Origin of the sequence: Cupriavidus malaysiensis, from assembly GCF_001854325.1 — a bacterium.
Classification (GTDB): domain Bacteria; phylum Pseudomonadota; class Gammaproteobacteria; order Burkholderiales; family Burkholderiaceae; genus Cupriavidus; species Cupriavidus malaysiensis.
The window spans coordinates 314440-341281 of sequence record NZ_CP017755.1; the positions used below are offsets into that span (position 1 = coordinate 314440).

23 protein-coding genes and 1 pseudogene are annotated in these 26842 nt (G+C 70.4%); 18 read left to right on the forward strand and 6 right to left on the reverse strand.

Annotation, left to right across the window (positions count from 1 at the left end):
• Nucleotides 1-10 precede the first annotated feature (10 nt).
• From BKK80_RS21295 to BKK80_RS21310, 4 genes are all read right to left on the reverse strand, one after another.
• Nucleotides 11-925 carry an HpcH/HpaI aldolase/citrate lyase family protein gene (locus BKK80_RS21295; protein WP_071071098.1) on the reverse strand — a complete coding sequence of 305 codons (915 nt, stop codon included), beginning with the start codon at nucleotides 923-925 and terminating at the stop codon, nucleotides 11-13.
• A 10-nt stretch (nucleotides 926-935) separates the two neighbouring features.
• Entirely contained in the window at nucleotides 936-1580 is a 645-nt protein-coding gene (locus tag BKK80_RS21300; protein ID WP_071071101.1) for an RraA family protein, read from the reverse strand.
• A 42-nt stretch (nucleotides 1581-1622) separates the two neighbouring features.
• Nucleotides 1623-2975 (reverse strand): MFS transporter, encoded by a 1353-nt coding sequence (locus tag BKK80_RS21305; RefSeq protein ID WP_071071103.1) that lies wholly within the window; start codon nucleotides 2973-2975, stop codon nucleotides 1623-1625.
• Nucleotides 2976-3448: 473 nt separating this feature from the next.
• The gene (locus BKK80_RS21310; RefSeq protein WP_071039258.1) at nucleotides 3449-4216 is read right to left on the reverse strand and encodes a FadR/GntR family transcriptional regulator; all 768 of its coding nucleotides are present in this window, start codon (nucleotides 4214-4216) and stop codon (nucleotides 3449-3451) included.
• Between the two features lie 512 nt (nucleotides 4217-4728).
• On the opposite strand from BKK80_RS21310, the gene gabT reads away from it, so the two are divergent.
• The 16 genes and pseudogenes from gabT to BKK80_RS21385 all read left to right on the forward strand — a co-directional run bounded on the left by gabT (nucleotide 4729) and on the right by BKK80_RS21385 (nucleotide 22352).
• Entirely contained in the window at nucleotides 4729-5991 is a 1263-nt protein-coding gene (gabT, locus tag BKK80_RS21315; protein ID WP_071071105.1) for a 4-aminobutyrate--2-oxoglutarate transaminase, read from the forward strand.
• A 101-nt stretch (nucleotides 5992-6092) separates the two neighbouring features.
• Nucleotides 6093-6197: pseudogene (locus tag BKK80_RS37895) on the forward strand (aldehyde dehydrogenase family protein); the annotation flags it as partial.
• A gap of 89 nt (nucleotides 6198-6286) precedes the next feature.
• Nucleotides 6287-8041 (forward strand): thiamine pyrophosphate-binding protein, encoded by a 1755-nt coding sequence (locus BKK80_RS21320; protein ID WP_071071107.1) that lies wholly within the window; start codon nucleotides 6287-6289, stop codon nucleotides 8039-8041.
• 24 nt (nucleotides 8042-8065) lie between these two features.
• Nucleotides 8066-9319 (forward strand): Zn-dependent hydrolase, encoded by a 1254-nt coding sequence (locus BKK80_RS21325; RefSeq protein ID WP_071071109.1) that lies wholly within the window; start codon nucleotides 8066-8068, stop codon nucleotides 9317-9319.
• Between the two features lie 39 nt (nucleotides 9320-9358).
• Entirely contained in the window at nucleotides 9359-10858 is a 1500-nt protein-coding gene (locus BKK80_RS21330; protein ID WP_071071111.1) for an aldehyde dehydrogenase, read from the forward strand.
• Between the two features lie 211 nt (nucleotides 10859-11069).
• Nucleotides 11070-11492 (forward strand): helix-turn-helix domain-containing protein, encoded by a 423-nt coding sequence (locus tag BKK80_RS21335; protein WP_071071113.1) that lies wholly within the window; start codon nucleotides 11070-11072, stop codon nucleotides 11490-11492.
• A 93-nt stretch (nucleotides 11493-11585) separates the two neighbouring features.
• Complete coding sequence (locus BKK80_RS21340) at nucleotides 11586-11807, forward strand: SymE family type I addiction module toxin (RefSeq protein WP_071039263.1); 222 nt, start codon at nucleotides 11586-11588, stop codon at nucleotides 11805-11807.
• Between the two features lie 324 nt (nucleotides 11808-12131).
• The gene (locus tag BKK80_RS21345) at nucleotides 12132-13319 is read left to right on the forward strand and encodes an alpha/beta hydrolase (protein WP_071073172.1); all 1188 of its coding nucleotides are present in this window, start codon (nucleotides 12132-12134) and stop codon (nucleotides 13317-13319) included.
• A 77-nt stretch (nucleotides 13320-13396) separates the two neighbouring features.
• A complete protein-coding gene (locus tag BKK80_RS21350) occupies nucleotides 13397-15169 on the forward strand; it encodes an AMP-binding protein (RefSeq protein ID WP_084545675.1) in 1773 nt (590 codons plus the stop codon).
• Nucleotide 15170: 1 nt separating this feature from the next.
• Nucleotides 15171-16088 (forward strand): VOC family protein, encoded by a 918-nt coding sequence (locus tag BKK80_RS21355; RefSeq protein ID WP_071071116.1) that lies wholly within the window; start codon nucleotides 15171-15173, stop codon nucleotides 16086-16088.
• Nucleotides 16085-17242, forward strand: a complete 1158-nt coding sequence (locus BKK80_RS21360; protein ID WP_071071119.1) for an FAD-dependent monooxygenase — start codon at nucleotides 16085-16087, stop codon at nucleotides 17240-17242. The genes BKK80_RS21355 and BKK80_RS21360 overlap by 4 nt, the downstream gene beginning before the upstream one ends.
• A complete protein-coding gene (locus BKK80_RS21365) occupies nucleotides 17239-17736 on the forward strand; it encodes an acyl-CoA thioesterase (RefSeq protein WP_071071121.1) in 498 nt (165 codons plus the stop codon). The genes BKK80_RS21360 and BKK80_RS21365 overlap by 4 nt, the downstream gene beginning before the upstream one ends.
• Nucleotides 17737-17761: 25 nt before the next feature.
• Complete coding sequence (locus BKK80_RS21370; protein ID WP_071017229.1) at nucleotides 17762-18517, forward strand: maleate cis-trans isomerase family protein; 756 nt, start codon at nucleotides 17762-17764, stop codon at nucleotides 18515-18517.
• A 77-nt stretch (nucleotides 18518-18594) separates the two neighbouring features.
• Entirely contained in the window at nucleotides 18595-19854 is a 1260-nt protein-coding gene (locus BKK80_RS21375) for an MFS transporter (protein ID WP_071017227.1), read from the forward strand.
• A 111-nt stretch (nucleotides 19855-19965) separates the two neighbouring features.
• Nucleotides 19966-20760 (forward strand): TetR/AcrR family transcriptional regulator, encoded by a 795-nt coding sequence (locus tag BKK80_RS21380; protein WP_071039269.1) that lies wholly within the window; start codon nucleotides 19966-19968, stop codon nucleotides 20758-20760.
• Between the two features lie 407 nt (nucleotides 20761-21167).
• Nucleotides 21168-22352, forward strand: coding sequence for a porin (locus BKK80_RS21385; protein WP_071071122.1), 1185 nt, complete (start codon nucleotides 21168-21170; stop codon nucleotides 22350-22352).
• A gap of 52 nt (nucleotides 22353-22404) precedes the next feature.
• Here the strand turns inward: BKK80_RS21385 and BKK80_RS21390 are convergent, their stop codons facing one another.
• On the reverse strand, nucleotides 22405-23292 hold the full coding sequence (locus BKK80_RS21390) for a hypothetical protein (protein ID WP_071017222.1): 888 nt from the start codon (nucleotides 23290-23292) through the stop codon (nucleotides 22405-22407).
• A gap of 402 nt (nucleotides 23293-23694) precedes the next feature.
• On the opposite strand from BKK80_RS21390, the gene BKK80_RS21395 reads away from it, so the two are divergent.
• Nucleotides 23695-24702 (forward strand): helix-turn-helix domain-containing protein, encoded by a 1008-nt coding sequence (locus BKK80_RS21395; RefSeq protein WP_071071124.1) that lies wholly within the window; start codon nucleotides 23695-23697, stop codon nucleotides 24700-24702.
• Between the two features lie 253 nt (nucleotides 24703-24955).
• A complete protein-coding gene (locus tag BKK80_RS21400; RefSeq protein WP_071073175.1) occupies nucleotides 24956-25780 on the forward strand; it encodes an alpha/beta fold hydrolase in 825 nt (274 codons plus the stop codon).
• Nucleotides 25781-25799: 19 nt separating this feature from the next.
• Here BKK80_RS21400 and BKK80_RS21405 read toward each other — a convergent pair whose 3' ends face one another.
• Nucleotides 25800-26822 (reverse strand): LysR family transcriptional regulator, encoded by a 1023-nt coding sequence (locus BKK80_RS21405; protein WP_084545676.1) that lies wholly within the window; start codon nucleotides 26820-26822, stop codon nucleotides 25800-25802.
• Nucleotides 26823-26842: the final 20 nt, after the last annotated feature.

Below are 26842 nucleotides of genomic sequence, written 5' to 3' on the forward strand. Positions count from 1 at the left end.
GCGGCCGGCGCTACGGCGCCGATCCCCGCTGCCAGGCCAGCAGGCTGGCATGGCGGGCCAGCGTGCGGCGCGCGGTGTGGTAGTCGGGCGGGTCGACCGCCGCGGCCAGGCCGCTGCCGCCGCCGTCCTGCTGCGCCGCCGCGTGGCGCCGCACCAGGTCTTCGGCATCGGCGACCTGTTGCGCGGACGGCGTGAAGGCCGCGTGGATGGAGGCGACCTGCGCGGGCAGGACCGTGCAGCGCGACTTCATGCCGATGCGCCGCGCCCATTCGAGGTCGGCCTGCAGGGCGGCGGTGTCGCGGTAGCTGAACGGACAGTCGATCGGCACGCAGCCGGCGGCGATGCAATCGACGAGAAAGCGCGCGCGGATGTGCCGCAGTTCGATGCCATCCGGTCCGCGCACCACGCCCAGGTCGGCGCTCAGGTCTTCGGCGGCCAGCAGGCAGGCGCTGACGCGCGCGCTGGCCGACAGGATCGCGCCGGCATTGACGAGGCCGCGTGCCGATTCCAGGGTCGGCACGATCTCGGTGGCGCCGGCCGGGAGGCCGAGCGCCTGCTCCAGCGCGCCGATCTCGGCGTCCAGGGCACGGATCTGCTCGGCACGCTCGACGTGCGGCAGCAGGATCGCCGTCGGCGCGCCCGGCATGACGCCGCGCAGGTCGTCGCCGCCATCGCGCTCGAGCAGGTTGATGCGCACGGCGCCGACCGCGCCGCGTTGGCGGCACGCCGCCATCAGCGCGACGATGCGGGCACGCGCGGCGGGGCGGTCCTCGGCCGCGGTGAACTCTTCCAGGTCGGCGACCAGGACATCGGCGCCGCTGTCGAGGCCGGCCTGCTGCCGCGCCGCGTCCAGTCCGGGCACGAACAGCCAGCTGCGCCGCAGGATCGGCGGGCGCGGGCGGCAGGGGGTGTCTTGTGAAGGCATGGCGGACGCGTTACGGGGCAAGCTGAAGCACCGCCGAGGCGGGCTCGCCCGCGCGCAGGCGCGCGAGGATGGCCGGCTCGGCCTGGTCCGAGGCCAGCGCCTGGTCGACATGGGCGGCCGCCACCTCGGCGGGCAGGAACAGCACGCCATTGTCGTCGGCCAGCACCAGCCACCCGGGGTGGACCGTCACGCCGCCGCACTGCACCGGCACGTTGACGGCGCTGCCCCCGGCCTCCTGCTTCTTGGTGGTCAGCACACTGGTGCCGCGCGCGAACACCGGCAGCCGCATCCCGCCCAGCTCCGCGATGTCGGTCACGACGCCGTCGCTGACCACGCCGCGCGCGCCGGCGCATTGCAGCGCGGTGCCGGTCACCGCGCCGATCGCCGCATGCGCGCGGTCGCCGCAGGGATCGATCACCAGCACGTCGCCGGGCCGCAAGGTTGCGATGGCGCGGTTGACGGCAAAGGCATTGGGCGTGGCCAGCCGCAAGGTGACGGCGCGTCCGACGATGCGCAGGCCCGGGACCAGCGTGCGGATCGCGTGGCTGGCAAAGCCGTCCTCGAGGAAGTGGCCGAGGGTGGGAAAGCTGATGCGGTCCAGCCGCTGCAGCAGGTCTTGGTCCGGGCCTTGAGCCGGGTCGTGGTCAGCAAGCATGATGGGGAATCCAGGGTAAGGACTGGCAGCGGGCTCCGGGTGTCAGCGCGGCGCGGCGCCCGAGCCGGCCAGCGCGCTGCCATTGGCCGCATTGCGGGCCAGGGTCTCGGCGAGCATCAGCAGGGCACCGGCCGACAGCGTCGCAGAGCCGATCATGTACCAGGCCACCGACGAGCCGCGGCCGGTCGCGGACAGCAGCGCGGTGGTGATGATGGGGGTGGCGGCGCTGCCGAGCAGGCCGGACAGCATGTAGCTGATCGACAAGCCGGAGTAGCGCACCTTGGTGCCGAACAGTTCGGCCAGGAAGGTCGCGATCGGGCCGTAGTTGGCGGCGAAGGCGCCCATCATCAGCAGGTAGCCGAGCAGGGCCAGGCCGAACACCTTGGTGTCCAGCAGCCAGAACAGCGGGAAGGCCAGCAGCGCCTCGGCGATGATGCCGCCGACGATCACCGGCTTGCGCCCGACCTTGTCGGACAGCAGGCCGAACAGCGGCAGCAGCACGATGCACAGCGCGCAGGAGATCAGCGCGATGGCGAGCATCGCGTTGCGCGAGAAGCCCAGCGTCTGCGTGCCGTAGGTCAGGCCGAAGGCCACGATCAGGTTGAAGGCGGTGCCGGTCGACATGGTGGCGATGCCGCCCAGCAGCACCTGCTTCCACGATTTGGTCATCACCTCGGCCAGCGGCACCTTCACCTGTGCCGCGCTTTCCTTGACCTTGCTGAACGACGGGGTCTCGGCCGTGTTGAGGCGGATGTACATGCCGACGCCGACCAGCAGGATGCTGGCCAGGAAGGGGATGCGCCAGCCCCACGACAGCAGCGCCTCGTTGGACAGCACGGCGTTGCTGGCCAGGAAGGCCAGGTTGGCGATCAGGGTGCCGGCCGGCACGCCGATCTGCACCCAGGAGCCGTACAGGCCGCGGCGGTTGGCCGGTGCGTGTTCCACCGCCATCAGCACGGCGCCACCCCACTCGCCGCCGAGGGCCAGGCCCTGGATCACGCGCAGGGTCAGCAGCAGGATCGGCGCCCAGATGCCGATCGCGGCGTAGTCGGGCAGCAGGCCGATGGCAAAGGTCGCCGCGCCCATCATGACCAGGGAAACCAGCAGCATGGACTTGCGGCCGACCTTGTCGCCGAAGTGGCCGAACAGCGCCGCCCCGACCATGCGCGCGAGGTAGGCGGAAGCGAAGGTGCCGAAGGCCAGCAGGGTGCCGATCAGCGGATCGAAGGCCGGAAAGAACACCTTGTTGAAGACCAGGGCCGAGGCGGTGGCGAAGATGAACAGGTCGTACCACTCGACCGTCGTGCCGATGACGCTGGCGACGGCGATCCTGCGCATCTTGTCGGGGGCGGCGCCGCGTTCCGCTGGGGTCGGGGAGGCGTGGTCTGGGGTCATGACGATGTTTCCGGTAAGGCGGGATCCGGTGCGGGATCCCGAGGTTGAGGCGTTGCGCTGGCACTGGCTGGCGCCGTCCGGGCTGGCCGATGGCCGCTGGTGGTCCGGCCTTTTGGTCCGGCCGGTTGCCGTGAAGCGCTGCTTATTTCACCATCTATGATGGAATTGAGCGGGTGGTCAGGCCAATATATCCTATCGGAGCCGAAGCGGCTGGGTTATAGGTAGTTTCTCTAGGTCTGGTGGACAGGTGGTCCGGCCATATGGGGCGGGGCCAAGCTGCTGGTCTGACCGATCGCAAGACGTGTGCCAGCATCAAGATCCGGCAAAGAGGCGAGGCCGGGACCGTGGCGCGCACGGCCGTGGTGCCGGCGGCCCGGATTCGGCCCGGATTCGGTCCGGCTGCGGTGCGTCGGCGGTGCGTCGGTGGTGCGTCAGCGGGTCGTTGCGGTGCGCGGCGCTGGCCGCGCCGCGGCTCAGGCGGTGATGTCCTCGGACAGCCGCGAGACGATGGCGAGCAGGTGGAAGGACATGGCGTGGCGGGCGCGGATGGGATCCCGCGCCACGATGGCGGACACGATACGTTCGTGTTCGCCGATGGCGGCGCGCCAGGCCGGGGCATCGACGAAGTGCTTGTCTAGGCGCTTATAGAGCGGACTGGCCTCGCACAGATCCCACACGTGCGTCACCATGGACGCCAGCGCGGCATTGCCGCAGGCCGCGGCGATGGCCTGGTGGAAGGCGCGGTCATGGGCGAAATCGCTGGCTTCCGGCGACTGGTCCGGGTTCATCTGCCGATGCGCCTCCTCGATGGCCGCGATCTGTTCCTTGGAGCCCTGCTGGGCCGCCAGCGCCGCGCATTCGGGCTCGATCAGCATCCGTGTTTCCAGCAGCTCGAACGGGCTGGCCTCGCGCGCGGCGGCCAGCAGGGCGGCGTTGGCCGCGCCGCTGCCGTCGGCACCCTCGTCGGCCGGCCGGCTGTCCGTGCTCATCGGCATGGAGCGGTCCCTGGGGTCGACGACGAAGACCCCGCTGCCCACGCGTACCTCGATGTAGCCGCCGATCTCGAGGGCGATCAATGCCTCGCGCAGCGTGGAGCGTGCCACGTTGAGCTGCTCCGCCAGCTCCCGCTCGGCCGGCAGGCGCTCGCCCGGGGCGAACTCGCCGGCGGAGATCTTGCTGGCGATCTGGTCGGCGATCAATCGATACAGGCGCTGGGCGGAAACGGCTTGCAGGGACGACATAAGCGGTGCGGGCGGGAGGTGCGGCGCCGCCACGGCCGGTGGGGCGTCATCTGGACTCGGGTCTTGGCCGTGCCTGGGGCACTCGGCCTGCGGATGGTCCGGCCAATTATAGGGCAAAGACAGGCCGAAGCGATTCGGGTGGGCACCGCCTGCGGCGCGGCGCCCGCCGGGGTATCCGGTGGGCGGACCGGCGCAGATCCGTGGGCGCGCTCGTCGCGGGCCGCGTGATGCTTTATTGAGCACGTTTGCTACCTTGCAAATCCTATTGGTCCGGCCATGCGGCATCTTTCCAAGAAAATCTTGCCACTTCCACAGGCTTCTGCTTAGAATTGGTCCGGCCACCAGCCCAATTGGAGGGTGGGCCATCCACGAAATCCAGATTGGCCCGGCCAGATCCCATCAGGCGCCGCATGGCCGGTCCATCGCCGGCCGCCTGCCCGCCGCCCCGCCATCGAGACGTTGGCATGGACACGAGACAGCGGCTGCGCAAGCCGCAATGCATGGAGCAACACATGAGGAATGCAGACCTGGTTCGCCGCAAGGACGCCGCCACCCCGCGCGGCGTCGGCGTGATGTGCAATTTCTACGCCGAGCGGGCCGACAATGCCGAGATCTGGGACGTCGAGGGCAAGCGCTACATCGACTTCGCCGCCGGCATCGCCGTGCTGAACACGGGCCATCGCCACCCGCGCCTGCTGCAGGCGATGCAGGAGCAGATGGCGCGCTTCACCCACACCGCCTACCAGATCGTGCCCTACGCCAGCTACGTGGAGCTGGCCGAGAAGATCAATGCGCGCGCGCCCGGCCGCTTCGCCAAGAAGACGGCCTTCTTCACCACTGGCGCGGAGGCCGTGGAGAACGCCATCAAGATCGCCCGCGCAGCCACCGGCCGCCCCGGCGTGATCGCCTTCTCCGGCGGCTTCCACGGCCGCACCATGATGGGCATGGCGCTGACCGGCAAGGTGGCGCCCTACAAGGTAGGCTTCGGCCCCTTCCCGGGCGAGATCTTCCACGCGCCCTATCCCTGCGAACTGCACGGCGTGTCGGTCGAGGACTCGCTGAAGGCGCTGCAGCAGCTGTTCAAGTCGGATATCGATCCGAAGCGCGTGGCGGCCATCATCTTCGAGCCGGTGCAGGGCGAGGGCGGCTTCCATGTGGCGCCCGCCGCCTTCGTCAAGGCGCTGCGCGCCCTCTGCAACGAACACGGCATCCTGCTGGTCGCCGACGAGGTGCAGACCGGTTTCGGCCGCACCGGCAAGCTGTTCGCCATGGAGCACTACGGCGTGGCGCCGGACCTCACCACCATGGCCAAGAGCCTGGCCGGCGGCATGCCGCTGTCGGCCGTGTGCGGGCGCGCCGAACTCATGGATGCACCGGCGCCCGGCGGCCTGGGCGGCACCTATGCGGGCAACCCGCTGGCGGTGGCCTCGGCGCTGGCCGTGCTGGAGGTCCTGGAGCAAGAGAAGCTGGTGGACCGCGGCGCGGTGCTGGGCGACCGCCTGCGGGACAAGCTGGAAGGGCTGCGCTCGCGCGTGCCGCAGATCGCGCAGGTGCGTGGCGTCGGCGCCATGATCGCGGTCGAGTTCAAGCAGGCGGACGGCAGCCCGGATCCCGACTTCACGCGCCAGGTGCAGGCGCGCGCGCTGGAGCGGGGCCTGCTGCTGCTGTCGTGCGGCGTGGACGGCAATGTGATCCGCTTCCTGTTCCCGCTCACCATTCCCGACGCCGTGATGGACGAGGCGCTGGGCATCCTCGCCGACGCGCTGCTCGGCTGAGGCAGCGGCCATCCGCCGTGTGCCGGAGCCGGCCGAGGACACGCCGCTGCCGGCGCCGGCCCTGGGGCTGCCGGCAGAGCGCGCCGGCCTGCAGGGCGTGGCCTTCCGGCGGCGTCAAGCAATCCGGCCTGGGGCGCGAAGGTTCCAGCCTCGGCATCGAGGAGTACTTCGAGACCAAGTACCTGTGCCTGGGCGGCGTGGACCGCCGGGCAGGCGGCACGCCACCGGGCAGGGCAGGCATTCACAGGCATCGCGTCCGCTGGGGGGCGATGCGCAAGGACAGCAGAGCACAGACATGAGCACAGACAACAGCACGCAAGCGCCGCGACTGCAACCGGCGCCGACAGAGCGCAACGGCGGCCGGATTCTTATCGACCAGCTGATCATCCAGGGCGTCAAGCGCGTGTTCCTGGTGCCGGGGGAGAGCTACCTGCCCTGCATCGATGCGCTGTACGACCACCAGGACAAGATCCAGCCCATCGTCTGCCGCCAGGAGAGCGGCGCCGGCTACATGGCGGAGGCCCACGGCAAGCTGACCGGCGAGCCCGGCATCTGCTTCGTCACGCGCGGGCCCGGCGCCACCAATGCCAGCATCGCCGTGCACACGGCCTACCAGGATTCGACGCCGATGATCCTGTTCGTCGGCCAGGTGGGCAACGACTTCGCCGAGCGCGAGGCCTTCCAGGAGATCGACTACCGCCGCATGTTCGGCCAGATGGCCAAGTGGGTGGCGCAGATCGACCGCACCGAGCGCATCCCCGAGTTCATCGCGCGCGCCTTCGCGGTGGCCACCAGCGGGCGTCCCGGCCCGGTGGTGCTGGCGCTGCCGGAGGACACGCTGTGGGGCAAGGCCAGCGTGCCGGACGTGCCGCGCTACCGCCGCGCCCACGCCGCGCCCACGCCCGACGCCATGGACGAACTGGCGCGCCTGCTCGCCGCCGCCGAGCGCCCCTTCCTGCTGCTGGGGGGCTCGGGCTGGACGCCGCAGGCCGCGCGCAGTATCGAAGGGTTTGCCGAACGCTTCGGCCTGCCGGTGGGCGTGGCGTGGCGCCGGCTGGAATGCTTCGACAACCATCACCCGAACTTCGCCGGCCACGTCGGCTGGGGCATGCCAGAGTCACTGCGCCGCCGCGTGCAGCAGGCCGACCTGCTGATCGCGGTCGGCACGCGCATGGGCGAGGCCACTTCGGAGGGCTATTCGGTGATCGCCAGCCCGCTGCCGCAGCAGCGCCTGGTGCACGTGTATCCCGACGCCGGCGAACTGGGCCGCGTGTTCCACCCGACGCTGCCGATCGTGGCCGACGCGCCATCGTTTGCCGCCGCCGTCGACCGGCTCGCCCCCGCGCGCGAGCGCACGGGTTCCGGCGCCGCATACCAGGCTCGCCGGGCCCACGAGGCTCACGAGGAGTACCTGGCCGGACAGGAGCCCAAGGCCGCGCCGGGAAAGCTGAACCTGAACAAGGTCGCCTGCCACGTGCGTGACCACCTTCCGGCCGACGCCTGCCTCACCGTCGGCGCGGGCAACTACGCCCTCTATCCGCATGCCTATCACCGCTTCCGCGGCGTCGGCACCAGCCTCGCGCCGACCGTCGGCTCGATGGGCTACGGCCTGCCGGCCGCCATCGCCGCCAAGCTGGAGGATCCCCGCCGCACCGTGGTGTGCTTCGCCGGCGACGGCTGCTTCCAGATGAACCTGCAAGAACTCGGCGTGGCCATGCAATACCGCGTGGGCATCGTCGTGCTGGTCTTCAACAACGGCATCTGGGGCACCATCCGTGCCCACCAGGAGCGCGAATTCCCGGGCCGCACCGTCGCGCTGGGTTTCGACAATCCCGAGTTCAGTGAACTGGCACGCGCCTATCGCGGCTACGGTGAAATCGTCGACAGCGACGAGGCTTTCGGGCCCGCGTTCGAACGCGCCTTGGCGTTCGCCAACGCCGAGCGCCTGCCCGCCCTGCTCGAACTGCGCTATGACCCCGATGGCATCGCGCCGGGCATGACCCTGTCCGGCATCCGCGCCGACGCGCTCGCGCGCCAGTCCGAAGCCTGACGACCCGCAGCAAGGAGCACGGATATGAACACGCTGAACATCAACGGCGAGCGCCTGTGGCAAGCGCTGATGGACCTGGCCGCGATCGGGGCCACCCCGAAGGGCGGCAATGCGCGCCTGGCGCTGACCGCGCTGGACGGCCAGGGCCGCGACCTGCTGGTGCGCTGGATGCGCGAGGCCGGGCTGGCCGTGACGGTCGACCAGGTGGGCAATATCTTCGGCCGCCGCGCGGGCCGCAACGACGCGCTGCCGCCGGTCATGACCGGCAGCCATATCGACACCCAGCCGACCGGCGGCAAGTTCGACGGCTGCTACGGGGTGCTGGCAGGGCTGGAGGTGATGCGCACGCTGGCCGAGCGGGGCATCGTCACCGAGGCGCCGCTGGAGCTGGCCATCTGGACCAATGAGGAGGGCTCGCGCTTCCTGCCGGTGATGATGGGTTCCGGCGTGTTCGCCGGCGTGTTTCCGCTGGAGACGGCGCTGGAGGCGCGCGACAGCGAAGGCAAGCGCGTCGCCGACGAGCTGGCCGCCATCGGCTATGCCGGCGGCGCGCCGGTCGGCCGTGAGGTCGGTGCCTACTTCGAGGCGCATATCGAGCAGGGCCCGGTGCTGGAGGCCGCCGACCGCGTGATCGGCGTCGTCACCGGCTCGCTCGGCGTGCGCTGGTATGACGTGACCGTGACCGGCATGGAGGCGCACGCGGGCCCCACGCCCATGCCGATGCGCCGCGATGCGCTGTTCGGCGCGACCTTCCTGATGCAAGAAGTGGTGAAGATCGCCCGCGACTTCGCCCCGCACGGGCGCGGCACGGTCGGCGTGGTCAACCTCCATCCCGGCTCCCGCAACGTGATTCCCGGCGCCGTCCGCTTCACCGTCGACCTGCGCCATGAAGACGCGGAGCAGCTCGCGCGGATGGACGCGCGTTTCCGCGCCGCCTGCGCGGCGGTGGCCGATGGCACCACCACCGGGGCGGTGCTGCCGGTCGACGTGCAGCAGGTGCAGTACTTCAAGCCGACTCCCTTCGCGCGGGAACTGGTCGAGCAGGTGCGCGCGGAAGCCGCCGCGCGCGGTCTCACGCACCAGGACATCGTCACCGGGGCCGGCCACGACGCTGTCTACATCGCCGGCGTGGCGCCCACGGCGATGATCTTCGTGCCCTGCAAGGACGGCATCAGCCACAACGAGATCGAGGACGCCAGGCCCGAACACCTCGAGGCCGGCGCCAATGTGCTGCTCGGCGCCATGGTGGCGCGGGCCGGCCTTCCCGCCGGCGCCTGAGGCGCCGCGCATGCGACTACCTTCCGCTGGAAACGCATCATGACTGAGACGAAAGACCTCGCTTACTGGCGTGCCCTGGCCGAGCGCGTGCCGTTGCGCACCCAGGCCTATATCGACGGCCGCTGGGCCGATGCCGCCGACGGTGCCACCTTCGACACAGTGAACCCGGCCACCGGCCAGGTCATCGCAGCCGTGGCCGCCTGCGGCGGCGCCGACGTGGACCGCGCGGTGGCGGCGGCGCGGCGCGCCTTCGACCAGGGCATCTGGTCGGGCCTGCCGCGCAGCGCGCGCAAGGCCGCCCTGCTGAAGCTGGCCGCCCTGGTCGACACGCACCGCGAAGAGCTCGCGGTGCTCGAGACGATCGACATGGGCAAGCCGATCGCCGACACCCTCGGCTACGACATCCCGGAGGCCGCGCGCACCTACGCGTGGTATGCCGAGGCGATCGACAAGATCTACGACGAGATCGCGCCCACCGCGCCCGAGGTGCTGGCGACCATCACGCGCGAACCGCTGGGCGTGGTGGCCGCGGTGGTGCCCTGGAACTATCCGCTGCTGATGGCGAGCTGGAAAGTGGCGCCGGCCCTGGCCGCCGGCAACAGCGTGGTGCTCAAGCCGGCCGAGCAGTCGCCCCTGACGGCGCTGCGGCTGGCCGAACTGGCCGAACTGGCCGGCATCCCGGCCGGTGTCTTCAACGTGGTGCCGGGCCTGGGCGCTGTCGCGGGACAGGCGCTGGGGCTGCATGCGGACGTGGACTGCGTGGCCTTCACCGGCTCGACCGCCACCGGCAAGCGTTTCCTGCAGTACGCCGGGCAGTCCAACCTCAAGCGTGTCTGGCTGGAGTGCGGCGGCAAGTCGCCGCACATCGTCTTCGACGACTGTCCCGACCTGGACCGTGCCGCGCGCGCGGCGGCGGTCGGCATCTTCAACAACCAGGGCGAGATCTGCATCGCCGGCTCGCGGCTCTACGTGCAGGACGGCATCTACGACCGCTTCATGGCAAAGCTCGAAGCCTGCGCCGCCACGATGCAGCCGGGCGATCCGCTCGATCCCGCCTCGGCCATGGGCGCCATCGTCGACCGGGCCCAGCTCGACCGGGTCTTGTCGTACGTGCACGCGGGCCGCGAAGAGGGTGCCCGCCTGCGCCTCGGGGGCGAGCGGGTGCGCACCGACAGCGGCGGCTTCTACCTGCAGCCCACCATCTTCGAATGCCCCAGCCAGGCGCTGAAGATCGTGCGCGAGGAGATCTTCGGTCCGGTGCTGGCCGTGACCCGCTTCCACACCGAGGAGGAAGCGGTACGCATGGCCAACGATTCGCCGTACGGGCTGGGCTCCGGCCTGTGGACGGCGAACCTGGCGCGCGCCCATCGCGTGTCGCGCCGGCTGCAGGCGGGCCTGGTCTGGGTGAACTGCTACATGGACGGCGACGTCACGGTTCCCTTCGGCGGAGTCAAGCAGTCCGGCTCGGGGCGCGACAAGTCCCTGCACGCGCTGGACAAGTACACCGACCTGAAGACCACCTGGATCAGCCTTGCCTGATATCGCCGGGCGGGGCGCGCATCGCTGTGCCCGGCTGCGGGGCAGGCCGGGCTACCGCTCGGCCTGCAGTCGTTCGATCCATACGTCGGAAAGGCGGGCCGTGAATCTGCTTTTGAGTTAAATCTTGTGAAGTTGATTTACGTGTTCTGGTTCCGTACCTAAAGTGGTGTGGTGCTGTCATCAGGGCGCTGCGATCCGGAGGCGTACTGCTATGGCGTTACTTTCCATGGAGTTGGCTTCGATGAGCTTGTCTGCCCGACTCATTTCCCTGCGCAAGGCGCGTGCCCTGACGCAGCAAGGCTTGGCCGGTGCCATCGGCATCCACGTCCAGCAGATCAAACGCTATGAGGCCGGCTCTTCCGAGCCTTCCGCAGAAGTCTTGCGCAAGATCGCCAGAACCTTCGCCATCTCGACCGATTGGCTGCTGTTCGAGGAGGGGGAGCGTGCTCCATCCGATGACCTCGTCTCGCAGTTCGAAGCCGTTAGCCAGCTTTCGGACGACGAGCGCGCCATTGTCAAGGAAGTCATCGACAGCCTCGTTATCAAGTACCAGACGAGGCGCTGGAATGCTGCGAGGCAGACGCCCGCGGTCAAGACGGCTGCGACGCGAGGCGACTCGGGAGCCGATCGATAAGGATCAGCGAAGTACCGCTGAAGAAGCGCGGGCCGTGAGTGCACCAACACCCGCGGCCCGCTGACCACCACCAACTCACCAAAGGAGTTGATCATGGCTGACGCCAATCTTAAGGCACGTTCGCCCGTCACGGAACGTTTTGTGACCATCCAGCAATCGCAACGCCATCAGCGCAACGGGAGAAGCCGCTCCACGCCGCCGCTTTATCCGTGGATGAAGCTCGCCGGCCGGTGGATCGAGCACGCGGGCTTCGAGGCCGGGCAGCGTGTCAGGATCGCTGTCGAACAGGGGCGGCTGGTCATTACCGCCGAGTAGAAGCTCAGGGGAAACCACTATTTGACATCCATTCAAATAACGCCGATATTTGACAGCATATCAAATAAAGCGTGACGCCGGCTTCCACGGCGCCTGCCGTGCCGGATCCTGCTGCAGGCAGCGGTGAGGCCGCTTGTGTCGCCTGTCTGCGACGTCAGCGTGACTCTTCTGCGCGACTTTCACGCGACTTTATTTGAGACTATGTCAATAATGCCGGGCCGATGGGGCCGCGGCATCCAGAACCAAGGAGACGGCATCGTGACAGAGCAGGACAAGGCCCAGGTGACGGCGGGGATGCGCGGCGCATCGTGGGATGCGCGGCTGATGGCCCGTCCCTACCAGATGGTGCCGTATGCCTTGAGCACCGCCGACGGGCAGCGTACGCTGGGATTCCTCTTCACCGTCACCGGCAAGGAGCGCACCGTGGTCTCGCTGATGCATCCGCGCGAGATGGCGATCACGCACTATCTCGTGCCGTTCGTGCTGGACGCCGGCTGCGCCTGCTGGGTGCAGGGGCCGCGCTCGATCGGCAACGACCTGCGGCTGGAGCACGAGATCGCCCTGCTCGATGTGGCGGCGGGCATGTCGCACCTGCGCGACCTCGGCTACGAGCGCATCGTGCTGCTCGGCAACTCGGGCGGCGCGGGCCTCTACACCTTCTACAACCAGCAGGCGCTGACGCCGCGCGAGCTGCGCATCGCGCGCACGCCGGCGGGCCGGCCGACGCTGCTGGGCGAAGTGCCCATGCCGGAGGTGGACGGCATGATCCTGGTGTCGCCGCATCCCGGCCAGGGCAAGCTGCTGATGAGCGGCCTCGACGCCTCGGTGGTCGACGAGCAGGATCCGATGCGTGCCGACCCGGCGCTGGACCCGTTCGCCGCAGCCAACGGCTACGACGCGCAGACGGGGCAGGCGCGCTATGCGCCCGGGTTCGTCACGCGTTACCGCGAGGCGCAGGCGGCGCGCGTGACGCACATCGACGCGCATGCGCGTGCCTTGCTGCAGGCCAAGCAGGAGGCCCACCGGCGCGTCAAGGCTGGCACTGCGAGCGAGGTGGAGCGCCGCGTCGCCGCGCACGCGCCGGTCTTCACCGTGTGGCGCACCGACGCCGACCTGCGTGCCTGGGATACCACGCTCGACCCGTCGGACCGCAAGCCCGGTTCGCTGTGGGGCAGGGACCCCTTCGTCTCCAACTGGGGCAGCGTGGGGTTCGCGCGCGTGGTGACGCCCGAATCGTGGCTGTCGACGTGGTCGGGGCTGTCGTCGAACGCCTCGCTGGACAAGACGCTCGGCAGCCTGCACCAGCCGACCCTGCTGATCGAGTACACCGGCGACCAGTGCACCTTCCCCGCCGAGATCCGCGCCATCTACGAGCAGATCCCCGCCGCCGACAAGCGCCACCTGCGCGTGCGCGGCAACCATCACGGCATGGCGCTCGGCCGCGACGAGGAGCCGGGCCAGCGCGTGGCCGGGCGGCATATCGTGGAATGGCTGCGCGAGACCATGGTTTAGGGCCGGTGTGCCGCCACGCCCCGGCGGCGCCATCGACCGATCGAGACACCGAAAACGACAGACAGAGGTAGACAGACATGCAGCAGATCGACAGCGTCAGGCCATCCGTGCTCCTGGAGGGGGTCCGCTATCCGGACGAGGCGCGCCTGCGCCGCTACATGGAACAAGGCGTGCTGAACCGCGAGACGCTCGCCGGCGGCTTCCAGGACGCCTTCCGCACGCACGCCGGGCGCCTGGCCCTGGCGGGACCGGAGGGCGAGTACAGCTACGCCCAGCTCGACGAGGCCACCGACCGCCTGGGCGCGGCCCTGCTCGCCCTCGGCATGCGCCCGCTGGACCGCGCCATCTTCCAGTGCGGCAACTGCAACGAGCTGCTGCTGACCTTCTTCGCCTGCCTGAAGGCCGGCATCATTCCGCTGTGCTCGCTGCAGGCCTTCCGCAAGCTGGAGATCGGCTACCTCGGCAATCTCTGCGAGGCCCGCCTGCACTTCGTGCAGGGCGACGATGCCAAGTTCGACGACGTCGCCTTCGCCGAGTCGATGCAGCAGGAGGTCGGCAGCCTCGCCTTCATCCTGCAGGCGCGCGGGCAGCGGCGCGGCCGCGCCGTGCTGCTGCAGGACCTGATCCGCGACATGCCGCTGGAGGCGGCGCGCGAGCGCCTCGCCGCGGTGCGCCACGAGCCCTTCCAGGTGGCGGTGTTCCAGCTCTCGGGCGGATCGACCGGGGTGCCCAAGATCATCCCGCGCTTCCACAACGAGTACCTGTACAACATGCGCGCGGTGGCCGCGTTCAACGGCTACACGCAGGAGGATGTGCTGTTCTTCCCCACGCCCTACCTGCACAACCTCAACATGGGCTGCTTCTTCGGCCCCTTCCTGCTCAGCGGCGCCACCGTGACGGTGTCGCCCGACATCGGCGAAGAGAACCTGCAGGGACTGGTGCGCGACTATGCGCCCACCTGGTTCGGCGTGGCGGGCCCGATCCTGATGCGCATCGCGCCGGAGCTGGCCAAGGGCGATGCGCAGGCGCGCGCGCGCCGCAACTTCATCGCGCCGAAGAACGCCACCAACCTGACCCGGCTGACCGGCTCGCCCACCCGCCATATCTTCGGCATGACCGAAGGCGTGATCATGTTCACCCGCCCCGACGACGCGCCGGAGATCCGCGACGCTTCGGTCGGGCGGCCGGTGTGCGCGCAGGACGAGGTACGCATCGTCCATCCGGGCACGGAGGACGAGGTCGCCGACGGCGAGGTCGGCGAGGCGCTGTTCCGCGGTCCCTACACCATCCGCGGCTACTACAAGTCGGAGCAGGAAGACGTGCACCGCTTCACCGCCGACGGCTTCTACCGCTCCGGCGACCTGATGAGCTCGCGCGTGGTCGACGGCCGGCGCTACTACTTCTTCTGCGGCCGCATCAAGGACGTGGTCGACCGCGGCGGCGAGAAGATCAACGCCGAGGAGCTGGAGAACGTGATCCAGGAACACCCGGCGGTGCTGGCCTGCGCGGTGGTCGGCATGCCCGACAAGGTGTACGGCGAGCGCGTCTGCGCCTTCGTCATTCCCAAGCCGGCCGCGCCGGCACCGACCCTGCCCGTGCTGACGCAGTTCCTGCAGGAGGCCGGGCTGGCCAAGTTCAAGTGGCCCGAGCGCCTGGAGGTGGTCACGGAGTTCCCGCTGACCGCGTCCGGCAAGTTGAGCAAGGTGCTGCTGCGCCAGCGCATCGTCCAGGTGCTGGAGGCCGAAGCCTCCACCGCCCCCACCGCCACCGCCACCGCCACCGCCACCGCCACCGCCACCGCCACCGCCACCGCCACCGCCACCGCCTCTGCCATCACTGAAGGAAAGTGAGATGACCCAAGCCACGATTCCGTCCGACCTCCCCGACCTCCCCGTCCTCGCCCTGCACGGCGTGCACCATACCGCGCGCCCGACCTGGAAGCTTGCCGAGACCGTGCAGTTCTACCGCGACCGGCTCGGCCTGCCGCTGGTGCATGCGATCTCCGCCAAGGGCTGGGGGCCGGACAACCATGCCGACTTCCTGCACTTCTTCTTCGACAGCGGCAACGGCAGCACCATCGCCTTCTTCTACTACATCGGCACCGAGCGGCCCGACTGGCTGGCCGTGCGCGAGCACTACCAGGACCGCGCCACCCACACCGCCTGGCGCGTGCGCGACGAGGCCGAGCTGCTGGCCTGGCGCCAGCGCGCGGAGGCGGCCGGCATCCCGGTGCGCTACCAGATCCGCCACGAGGTGATCGAGTCGATCTATTTCAACGATCCGAACGGCTACCCGATCGAGATCACCTGGCAGATGCGGCCGTTCGGCACGGCCGACCGCGAGGACGCCGCGCGCACCATCGAGGCCGCGATCGAGCTGGAGCAGGCCGGGCGCGACGGCGCCGGCTTCGACTCGATCGAGCCGGTGTGGCAGCGCAAGGGCAGTCGCATCGATCCGGGACCGGAGGCCGGCACCGATGCCGGCACCGGCGCGGCCGCCGGCGCGCCGCAGCGCGCCTCGATCTACGTGCTGGACGTGCCCGAGTTCGCCGCCCTGGTCGAGGCCGCGCGGCACAGCGAGGGCTATGCCACCACCCGCCTCGCCAACGGCTACGTGCGCATCGACGGCAACCCCGGGCTGCGCTTCCAGCGCAAGGCGCTCGGCTTCAAGCCCGCGGTCTGGTACGGCGCGCTGACCGGCGGCCTGCGCGGTTCGATTCAGCAGTTCGACATGGACGCGCTGGTGGTCACGGCGGGAGAGCCGGCATGAAGATCGCAATCATCGGCGGCGGCCCCTCGGGCCTGTTCCTCTCGATCCTGCTCAAGGAGCGCATGGCCGGCGTCGAGATCGACGTCTACGAGCAGAATCCGGAAGACGCCACCTTCGGCTTCGGCGTGGTGCTGGCCGATACCGGGCTGTCCAACCTGCGCGCGGCCTCGCCGGTGGTGGTCGACGAGCTGGCGCAGGCGATGCGCTTCAGCGACCGCCATTCCATCGTCTGCCACGAGCATCCGATCACGATGAAGCGCCCGGGCGCGGGCGGCGGCGCCATTCCCCGCATCCGCCTGCTGGCCATCCTGCAGGCCAGGGCGCGCGCGCTGGGCGTGCGTATCGCTTTCCAGCAGCGCATCGAGGACTTCGACGCGCTGCAGGCCGACCTGGTGGTCGGTGCCGACGGCGTCAACTCGCGGCTGCGCGCCGCCCACGAGGATGCCTTCGGCACCACCCGCCGCCACCTGAGTAATCATTTCGCCTGGTATGGCGTCGAGAAGCCGTTCGCGAACCCCGCGCTGGTGTTCCGCAAGCACGACGGCGGCTACTTCGTCGCGCACTACTACCCGTACTCGGACACCATGAGCACCTTCGTAGCCGAGTGCGATCACCAGACCTGGCTGGACTTCGGCATGGAAGCGATGACGGACGCGGCGCGCCAGGCCCTGTTCGAGACCGTGTTCGCGCCGGAGCTCGGCGGCTACCGCCTGGTCTCGAACAATTCGGCGTGGCGCCAGTTTCCTGTCATCGTCAACCAGACCTGGCACGCCGGCAACAAGGTCCTGATCGGCGATGCGCTGACCAGCGCCCACTTTTCGATCGGCTCCGGCACGCGCATCGCCATGGAAGACGCCATGGCGCTCGCCGATGCCATCGTCGCACACCCGCACGATGTGCCGGCGGCACTGCAGCAGTACGACGACGTGCGCCGCCCGCAGAAGGCCAAGCTGATCAGCGCTTCGGAAGCCTCGTACAATTGGTACGAGCGCATCCGCGAGTGGATGGAACTGCCGACGCCGCACGAGTTCGTCTACCGCTTCATGACGCGCACCGGCCGCGTCGACCTGCAGCGCCTGCAGGCCCAGTTCCCCAATCTGATGGCGGAACTGGCCGCGGGCGGCGTGGCCGGCCTGGCGGCGGAGCAGCCATGATGCGCGCCACCGAGTATGTGCTGAGCGAGCGCCCCTTCGTCGTGCGCCGCACCGTGCGCTGGGGCGATTGCGACCCGGCCGGGGTGGTCTATACCGGCCGCTTCACCGACTACCTGCTGGGTGCCGTGGGCCTCTTCACCGACCACCTCGCGGGCGGCGGCGGGCGCCTGGGCGCGGCGCATGGTGTGGGCACGCCGTGCAAGGCGATGCGCTTCGAGTTCATCGGCACGCTGTGGCCGGACGATGTCATCGATATCGCGTGCTCGGTGCAGGCCATCCGCACGCGCTCCTTCGACCTGCGCTGCGTGGCGCGGCGGCCCGATGGCAGCCCGGTCTTCGACGCCATCTTCTCGCCGATCTGCGTGCGGCTGGACGAACGGGTCGGCACGCCGATCCCGGACTCGCTGCGCGCGGTGCTGGCCGGGTGGCTGCAGCCGCCGTCGCCGGCGTCATCCGCGTCATCCGCGTCATCCGCGTCCCCCGCATTCCCCTGAACCCCGGCCGCCGAGGCAATACGTCATGCAATACCGAATCGGGCAGATCGTGCCCAGCTCCAACATCACCATGGAACGGGAGATCCCGGCCATCTTCGCCGGCCGCATGCGCACGCGGCCCGAGCGCTTCTCCTTCCACGCCAGCCGGGTGCGCATGCACCGGGTGGTGGCCGAGGAACTGGAGCGGATGAACCGCGACATGGGGCGCTGTGCCCTGGAACTCGCCGACGCGCGCGTCGACGTGATGAGCACGGCCTGCCTGGTCGCCACCATGTGCATGGGCCGGGGCTACCACCGCCAGGTGGTCGACGACCTGTCCGCCGCCCTCGCCGGCGAGCCGCATGCGCCGGCCATCATGACCTCGGCCGGGGCCCTGGTGGAGGAACTGAAGGACTTCGGCGCGCGCCGCATCGCGCTGCTGGCGCCCTACAGCGACGCCCTCACGCACACCGTGGTCGACTACATCGAGGCGGAGGGCATCGAGGTCAAGGACGCCGTCAACTTCTCCATCCTCGATAACCTGGAGGTGGGCGCGCGCGATCCCATGCAGTTGCTGGACGACGTGCGCCGGCTCGACGTGGCCGGCGTGGACACCGTGGTGCTGTCGGCCTGCGTGCAGATGCCGTCTTTCGCCGCCATCGAGCAGGCGCAGGCCATGCTGGGCATCCCGGTCACCTCGACCGCGGTCTGCACCGCGCGGCAGATGATGCGCCGCCTCGGCATCGAGGCGGTGGCGCCGGCCGCGGGCGCCTACCTCGGCAGCCGCGCGGGCCTCGGCTGAGGCAGCGCCGGCCTTCCGCTTTTCCCCCGGGGCATGCGCCCGCAGAGGCGTGCCCGACCATCCTGGAGACAACTCCCATGCAGCCCCCGAACGATACCCGGCCGCCGGCCGGCAAGTGGACCTATGCCGCCGTCATCCTCGGCGCGGCACTCGGCATGCTGGCCGGCTATGCGCCGCTCTTCAACGCGACGGCCGGCGTCTTCGTGCGGCCGCTGGCCGCCGAGTTCGGCTGGGGCCGCTCGGAGGCCTCGCTGTCGTATGCGGCGTCGATGTTCGGCCTGGCGGTGGTCAGCCCGCTGGTCGGCTCGCTGATGGACCGCTTCGGCATCCGGCGCGTGATCGCCTGTTCGGCGGTGGTGTTCGGCCTGGCCACGGCGGCCATGGCGCTGCAGAATGGCAGCAAGGCGCTGTGGGTCTGGCTGTCGGTGCTGGTCGGCGTGTCGGGGGCGGCCACCTCGGTGCTGGGCTACCTCGCCGTGCTGCCGCAGTGGTTCGACCGCCGCCTGGGCCTGGCGCTGGGCCTGGCCATGTGCGGCCTGGGCGCGGGCACCGTGCTGATGCCGATGAGCGCGCAGTACCTGGTCACGGCGCACGGCTGGCGCGCTGCCTACGCGACGCTGGGCGGCGGCACCATCGTGCTGTCGCTGCTGGCCTGCGCGCTGCTGCGCGAACGGCACGTGCCGACGCGCGCCGCGGGCGGGCCTTCCGCCGCGGCGGACGGCATGACGCTGGGCCAGGCCCTGCGCAGCTACCGCCTGTGGGCGATCTGGCTGGTCTTCGTGCTGGCTTCGTCCGCCACGCTGTCGCTGGGGCCGCACCTGCCGGCGATGTTCGCCGACCGCGGCTTCACGCCGGCCGAGGCTGCCCGCAGCGCCTCCACCGTGGGGGTGGGCCTGCTGGTCGGCCGCATCGCCACCGGCATCCTGATCGACCGCATCCACGCGCCGCTGGTCGCCGCGGTCTTCTTCGCCGGCGGGGCGCTGGGCATCCTGCTGCTGCGCGCGGGCGGGGACTACGGCACGCTGCTGCTGGCGACCACGCTGATCGGCCTGACCATCGGCGCCGAGGGCGACCTGATCTCCTACCTGGTGCGTTCCTACTTCGGCCTGCGCGCCTTCGGCACCCTGTTCGGCATCGCCTTCTCGGGCTACGGCTTCGGCGCCGTGATCGGCCCGGTCGGCCTGGGCGCCTGGTTCGACCGCCATGGCGACTACGCGCTGCCGCTGCTGGTGCTGCCGGCCATGCTGGGCGTGGCCGCGCTGCTGGTGCTGTCGCTGGGGCGCTACCGGCGCCCGGCGGCCCACGGCGCGGCGGGCGAGGTGGCGGTGTCCGCTTGAGCGGGCGGCACGGGGCAGGGCGGCACAGGGCAGGGCCGGCACGGCGGGCGGAGTAGAATTGGGACCGGCGCAATTTCCATCCGCATCCCGTCGATCCCCCGCTTCCCCACCATGTCCGCCGCACGCAAGCCCGCCGCCGCCCAACCCGCACCCGCACCCATCCCGCGCCGGCGCGGCCGCCCGCCCAAGAGCGATTCGCCGATCGGCGCCGAGCCCATGCTCAGCCGCACGGCCATCCTGCAGCACGCCATCGCGCTGACCCGGACCATGCCGCTGGACCAGATCTCGATGGTCCAGCTGGCCAAGGACTTCGGCGTCGCGCCCGGCCTGATCCACTATTACCTGGGCGGGCGCGACAAGCTGGTGTCGGGTGTGCTCAACGACTACTACCGCATGCGCATGAGCCGCACGCCCGCGCTCAGCGGAGACTGGCGCGGCGACGTGGAGCGCATCGCGCGGCTGAGCTTCCAGGTGGCGCTGGAGAATCCGGGCGTCAGCATCTACGTGGCCTCGCACAACCGCTTCCGCCTGTTCCAGGACGTGGAGCCCGGCGAGACCGACTACGGCATGGAGTTCTTCAACCGGATGACGTCCGCCATCATGCAGGGCGGATTCAGTGCCGAGCAGGTCGCGCTGGCCTACCACCTGATCGCCCAGTACCTGGTCTCGACCAGCATGGCGGAAGCCTCGCGCCAGCTGCCGGCCTACCACCAGGCCTTCATCGAAGAGAAGCTGAGCCAGGTGCCGGCCGGGCAGTATCCCGGCGCGCGCTTCGTCGCCAAGGCCTTCTCGCGCCTGTCGTCGGAGACGGCCTTCGAGGAAGGGCTGCGCATCACGCTGGACGGGATCGAGGCCTGGCGCACGGCTGCCGCGGCGCCGAAGAAGCGCAAGGCCAAGGCGGCATAGCTTCCTTCTCCTGCTCTTGCCCCTCGCTTGCGCGCGAGGGCAGGGCTGCCGGCCCCCGGCGCCGCTTCCTGCGCGCGCCTGCGTTCAGCGATCGGTCGCTGCCATGAGTCCCCGCCGTTGAATCCTGATACCGCTGGCTAGTGGTATCCACTTATTTGAGATACTGGCAATTAATTTAGAATCCTTATTTGCCACCGTATCAAATAAAACGGAAGCGGACCGGCGCGAGCCCGGCCGCCGCGCCACGCGGCAGGCGGCAAGCGATGACAACGCAGTGATCCCTAGCGACCGATAGCGATCCGTAGCACCCCGGGGCCCGCCCTGTTGCCGGGATGCTCCAGCCTCCGATCTTCCCGACCCCCCGCAACACCCGTCACCACCCCATCGATAACACCAGGAGGAGAAAAATGAAAAAACGTCATCGCATCGCGGCCGCCGCGCTGCTGGCCTGTTTGGCCTGTTTGGCCTGTGCGGGCGCCGCCAGCGCGCAGTCCGGCGTCACGCTCTACGGCGTGGCCGATGCCAGCGTCGAGTTCGTCAACCACGCGGGCACGGTGCCGACCGCCGCCAACGGCTTCAATCCCGGGCCCGCCAACCAGGTCGTGCGCCTGAACTCGGGCGGCCTGTCGGGCTCGCGCTGGGGCCTCCGCGGCGTCGAGGACCTGGGGCAGGGACTCAAGGTGAACTTCGTGCTGGAGAGCGGCTTCAATCTCGACACCGGCACCCTCCAGCAGAGCGGCCGGCTGTTCGGGCGGCAGGCCTTCGTCGGCCTGCAGAGCGCGACGCTCGGCCAGCTTTCGCTGGGCCGGCAGTACACCTCGCTGTTCGACAGCATGGCGAACTTCGTGCCGGCCTACTTCGCCACGCAGTATGAGCCGGTGGTGATGCTGACCGGCGCCAATTTCCGCGAGGACAACACCATCAAGTACAGCGGCACCTTCGGCGCCCTGACGGCCGTCGCGCACTGGTCGTTCGGCACCGGGCTGGCCCTGCCGCAGGTGGTGGCGGGCGGCGCCGCCATCGGCGGCAACGGCGAGAACCCGGGGCAGTTCCGCCGCGACAGCGCCTACGGCGCCGCGCTCACCTATGGCGCCGGCCCCTTGGCCGCGGCGCTCGGCTACGACCAGTTCAACCCGAGCATCGGCAGCGGCAGCGGCAGCTTCCGCAAGGCCGCCGCGGCGCTCAGCTACAGCTTCGGCCCTGCGCGCCTGATCGGCGGCTACCGCTGGGGACAGAACCAGGGCGCGACGGGCGCGGTGATCGGGCGCGACGACTACTACTGGGTGGGCGGCATCTACCAGGTCACGCCGGCCCTCAGCCTGACGCTCGAGTACGCCTACGACAACCTGAAGAACCTGTACGGCAACAGCGCGCTCGCCAACCCCTGGCAGCTCAACCTGATCGCCGGCTACAGCCTGTCGAAGCGCACTGATCTCTACTTCACCGCCGCCTACGCCAGGAACGCCGGACTGGCGCTGGACTCGGCGTCGATCGGCTTTGCCAACAGCCTGTCGCTGGGCAACAGCTACGCGCCGGCCAGCGGCCAGTCGTCGATGCTGGGCATGGCGGTCGGGATCCGCCACAAGTTCTGAGCGGCCGGACGCGGGCCGATGCGCACGCCGGAGGTGCCGTCCGGGTGGCCGCTCAGGCGGCTGCGCCGGCGTGCATCGGCACGGCGCCGGCTGCCTGCGGGAACAGCGGTCCCGCGGCGGGCGCGCCGGGCTGCTCCACCTCGTCCAGCAGCGGCGGGAAGTCCGTCGCGCGCAGCCACTGGGCCAGGAAGGTGCCCAGCGCTTCCAGCAACACGTCCGAACTCAGCCCCTGCACGCCGCCGAAGGAGGGCGCCACCACCAGCGTGGTGCCCTCGTGCTGGAAGATCTGCAGGCGGTGGGTGGTGTCGGCCGGCTGCAGCACGGCTTCGCTGCCCGCCACGTCCTGGAAGCCGAAGGCACGCAGGTAGTCGTGGCGATGGCGCTCGCCCAGGCACAGCAGCACGCGCGGGCGGTGGCGCTGGCGCAGTCCATGCAGGAAGCGGAAGCGTCCGCCTTCGCGGCACAGGCGCAGGAAGGCCGGCCGCGAGCGCAGTTCCGGCTGCTCGGCGAAGACCTTGGTCCACGGCAGGGCGGCATCGAGCCGCTCGGGCAGCGGGAACAGGTTCAGCTTGAATTCCCAGCCGCGCGGCGCATAGAGGTGGCGGTGGAAATAGTCGGGCGCCGACATCAGGCTGCGCCCGGGGGGCAGCGCCGCGGCACGCGCCGACGCCATCACCCGCGCGATGCGGTAGTGCGTCTGCCAGCGCGGCAGCAGGTGGGCATGGCGGCGGCGGTAGGCGGCATCCCACGCGTCCGGCTCGGGGCGGCCCTGCAAGGCCAGCGGCAATGGCATGCCGAGGAAGAGCGGCATGGCGTCGCAGATCCAGACCGCCGCCGCCGGATTGCCCCCTTCCATGCCGGCGAACGTCGAGAATGCGCGGTCCAGCGCTTCGCGATCCCACTCTTTGCGGCCCGGCGCCGCGCTCCTGTTGTGCTGCATGACTTCCCGCCCCCTGACGCTTGACCCTTGACCCTGGACCCGGGATCGCGCGCCGTAGGCCGGCGCGTCGTCCCGTCGTTGTTCCGCCGTTCTGCTGTTCTGGCTTGCGGAGGCCGCGCGCTCGTGGATGGCGCAGCTTGTCCTCCGCGTTCCCTGCCCGGCGCGCAGGCACCGGACCGGTGCACGCCTGGCTGGCTCTTGCCGCGGGCGCCGGAGTGGGGGAAGCATGGGGAAGCATGCAATCCCATCGCCGGAGGGCTTGACCATGCGTCTCAGTTTCTGTGGCGGCGCCGGGGGAAAAAATGCGTGGGCGCTCTTGACAGCGCCGCGCCGATGCCGCTACGGTCGTCCGGCTATCCCGGCCGACATATGCCCCCATCCCATCCGGCCGCGCCACGTTCCATGCCGAATCATCCGATCTGGCCAGGCCATCCGGCGCCGGACGCCGAGCGCGTCACCTTCAGCTACTTCGACGTTGCGGGCGAGCCGTTCCACCAGCAGCTGCTGGCATGGCGCGGCCGCGTCGGACACGTGATGGATGTGCTGCCGCTGCGCGACCAGCTCGCGCAGCCCTTCCGCGGCGCCATCGCGCGCTACGACGCCGGCGGCATCGCCTTCACCGACTGCGTGACGGATACGCTGCAGATCGAGCGCACCATCGCCCGCATCTCGCGCGACAGCGTGCGCAGCTTCGCCTTCCACATCTTCCTGTCGGGCGGCACCGGGATCCTGTCGGGGCGGCGCGCCAGGCGCACCGACGCCGCCGTGGCCGACGGCATCCTCGGGCTCGATATGGACCAGCCCGTGCGCATGATCCGCCACGCCTGCCGCGTCATCACCCTCTTCGTGTCCGGCCAGGTGCTGGAGGACCTGCTGGTCGACCCGGCCACCATCCATGGCCGGGCGATCGGCGCCGACGTGCCGATCGCCCGGCTCATCATCGAGCGGTGCGCGGCCCTGGCGGGCCGCATCCGGCGCATGCCGGCGGCCGAGGCGGGCTTCCATCTGCGTGCCATCGTCCGCCTGCTGGCCGAGGCCTACGGCCGGCAGGCCGGATTGCTCGGCAACGCGCGCGCGGTGGAGCGCGCGCAGATGTACGGCCAGGTGCTGCGGCATATCCGGCACCACCTGCACGAGGCCGAACTGTCGCCGGACAGCGTGCTGGATGCGCTGGGCCTGGCGCGCCCCTCGGTCTACCGGCTGTTCCAGCACGAGGGCGGGCTGGCCCGCTACATCCAGCGGCTGCGCCTGCGCCTGGCCGCGCACGAGCTGGTGGCCTTCCCGCAGATACCGGTCAAGGACATTGCCTACGCCTGCGGCTTCAAGACCCCGTCGGACTTCTCGCGCGCCTTCCGCCGCGCCTACGAGATGACGCCGCAGGAGCTGCGCATGCCGGCTGCCCCGGTCTGACCCGGGTGCCTGGTACTGCGCTCGGCCCACGAAGGCGCGCAGTGATGGAAAATGTGCCCGGATGTGTCTTGATCGCCGTGATCGCGCCGCCCTTGCTTCCGCGAGGCCGGCCGACCCGCCGGCACCGGCCCTGGCCGTGCTGGCGGCGGCGCGCCTGCCGCTGCTGCCGACCGTGATCGTCGGCGTGGCCGCCGCAGGCGTGCTCCGGCATCTGCTCGGATACGGGACAACAAATAGGGATCACGAAAGCACCATGGATGCACCGCAACTCATCACCGAGGACCACTGGATCGACACCGCCCACGGACGCGTCTTCGCGCGCAGCTGGCAGGACGGGGATGCCGCCGCGGCCGGCCTGCCGCCCATCGTGCTGATGCACGACTCGCTCGGCTGCGTGCGCCTGTGGGGCACCTTCCCGGCCACGCTGGCGCGCCACAGCGGGCGCCGCGTGATCGCCTACGACCGGCCCGGTTTCGGCGAGTCCGAGGCACGCGCCGACCGGCTCGGCCCGGACTTCGTACGGGCCGAGTCCACCGAGGTCTTCCCGCGCCTGCGCGCGCAGCTTGGCATCGGGCGCTTCGTCGTGATGGGGCACAGCGTCGGCGGCGGCATGGCGACCTATTGCGCGGCGGCGGCCGGCGATGACTGCGAAGCCCTGGTCACCGAAGCGGCCCAGGCCTTCGTCGAAGAGAAGACGCTGGCCGGCATCCGCGATGCCAAGGTCCAGTTCGCCCAGCCCGAGCAGTTCCAGCGCCTGGCGCGCTATCACGGCGGCAAGACGCAGTGGGTGCTGGATGCCTGGATCGGGACCTGGCTGGGACCGGCCTTCGCCGACTGGTCGCTGGCGGACACGCTGCCGTCGGTGCGCTGCCCGCTGCTGGCCATCCACGGCAGCGAAGACGAGTACGGCTCCGACGTGCATCCGGACATGTTCACGCGCCTGGCCGGCGGGCCGGCGCAGATGGAGCTGATGCCCGACACGCGCCACGTGCCCCATCGCGAACGCGAGCAGCAAGTGGCGCAGCGCATCGCGGCCTTCCTGGACGCCGTGCCCGGCATGCGGGCGGCGGCGCGCTGAGCGCAGCGCCGCGCGCCGGCTAGCGGGTGGGGCGCTGCCTGCCTTGGCGCGCCGTACGCGGCGGCCGCGCGCCGGAAGCGCCGGCCGCGCCGGCTGCGTCGGCCGGCCCGATGCCGGCGGGCTCCCGCACCGGGTCCGGCGCTGCCGCCGCGCTGCGCTCGAGGAAGCCGACCAGCAGTTGCGCGGCGGGAGAGAGCAGGGCGACGTCGCGGAAGCAGATGGCGAAGCGGCGCCGTGCCCAGCCGTCGCGCAAGGGGATGATGCACAGCCCCAGTGCCGGCGCGACCTGCTGCGCGATTTCCGCCGGGAAGACGGCGATGCCCAGTCCGGCCCGCACGCAGCGCAGCGCGGCCTCGAAGGTGGACACCACGGCACGGTAGGCGATGCGCCGGCCGAGGATGGCGGCGTGCCGCTCCAGCATGGTCTGCACGGCCGTCTGCGCCGGCATGCCGACCTGGTCGAAGGCCAGTGTGTCCTCGAAGCGGCAGGCCTCCAGCCGTGCCAGCGGATGGGCGGCGGGCACCACCACGGCCAGGTGGTCGCTGCGGTAGGGCCGGGTCTGGAAGCCCTCCAGGTCGGCCGCATCCCAGCAGATGCCGAGCGGCGCCGAGCCTTCGCGCAGCGAGCGCACGATCTCCGTGCTGAGGCTCTCCTCGATGGTGACGCCGATATCGCGGTGCTCCGGCTGGCGCAGGAAGGCGGCGATGTCGTCCGGCAGCGATTCCGCCAGTGACGAGGTGGTGGCGAGCAGCCGCACCTGGCCGCGCACGCCGGCGCCGTAGTCGGCCATGTCGCGCGCCACGCGGCCGGCGGCGGCCAGCATGGCGCGCGCGTGGGCCAGCACGATCTCGCCGGCGGGCGTCGGGATCACGCCGCGGCGGCGGCGTTCCAGCAGCGTGGCGCCCACCGTTTCCTCCAACTGTGCCAGCCGCTTGCTGATGGCCGAGGCCACGATGTGCTCCTGTTCGCCGGCGCGCGCCATATTGCGCGTCTCGCAGACGGCGACGAACAGGCGCAGGGTGGTGAGGTCGAGGTCTCGCATGGCGCAGGTGGGGAGTCCAG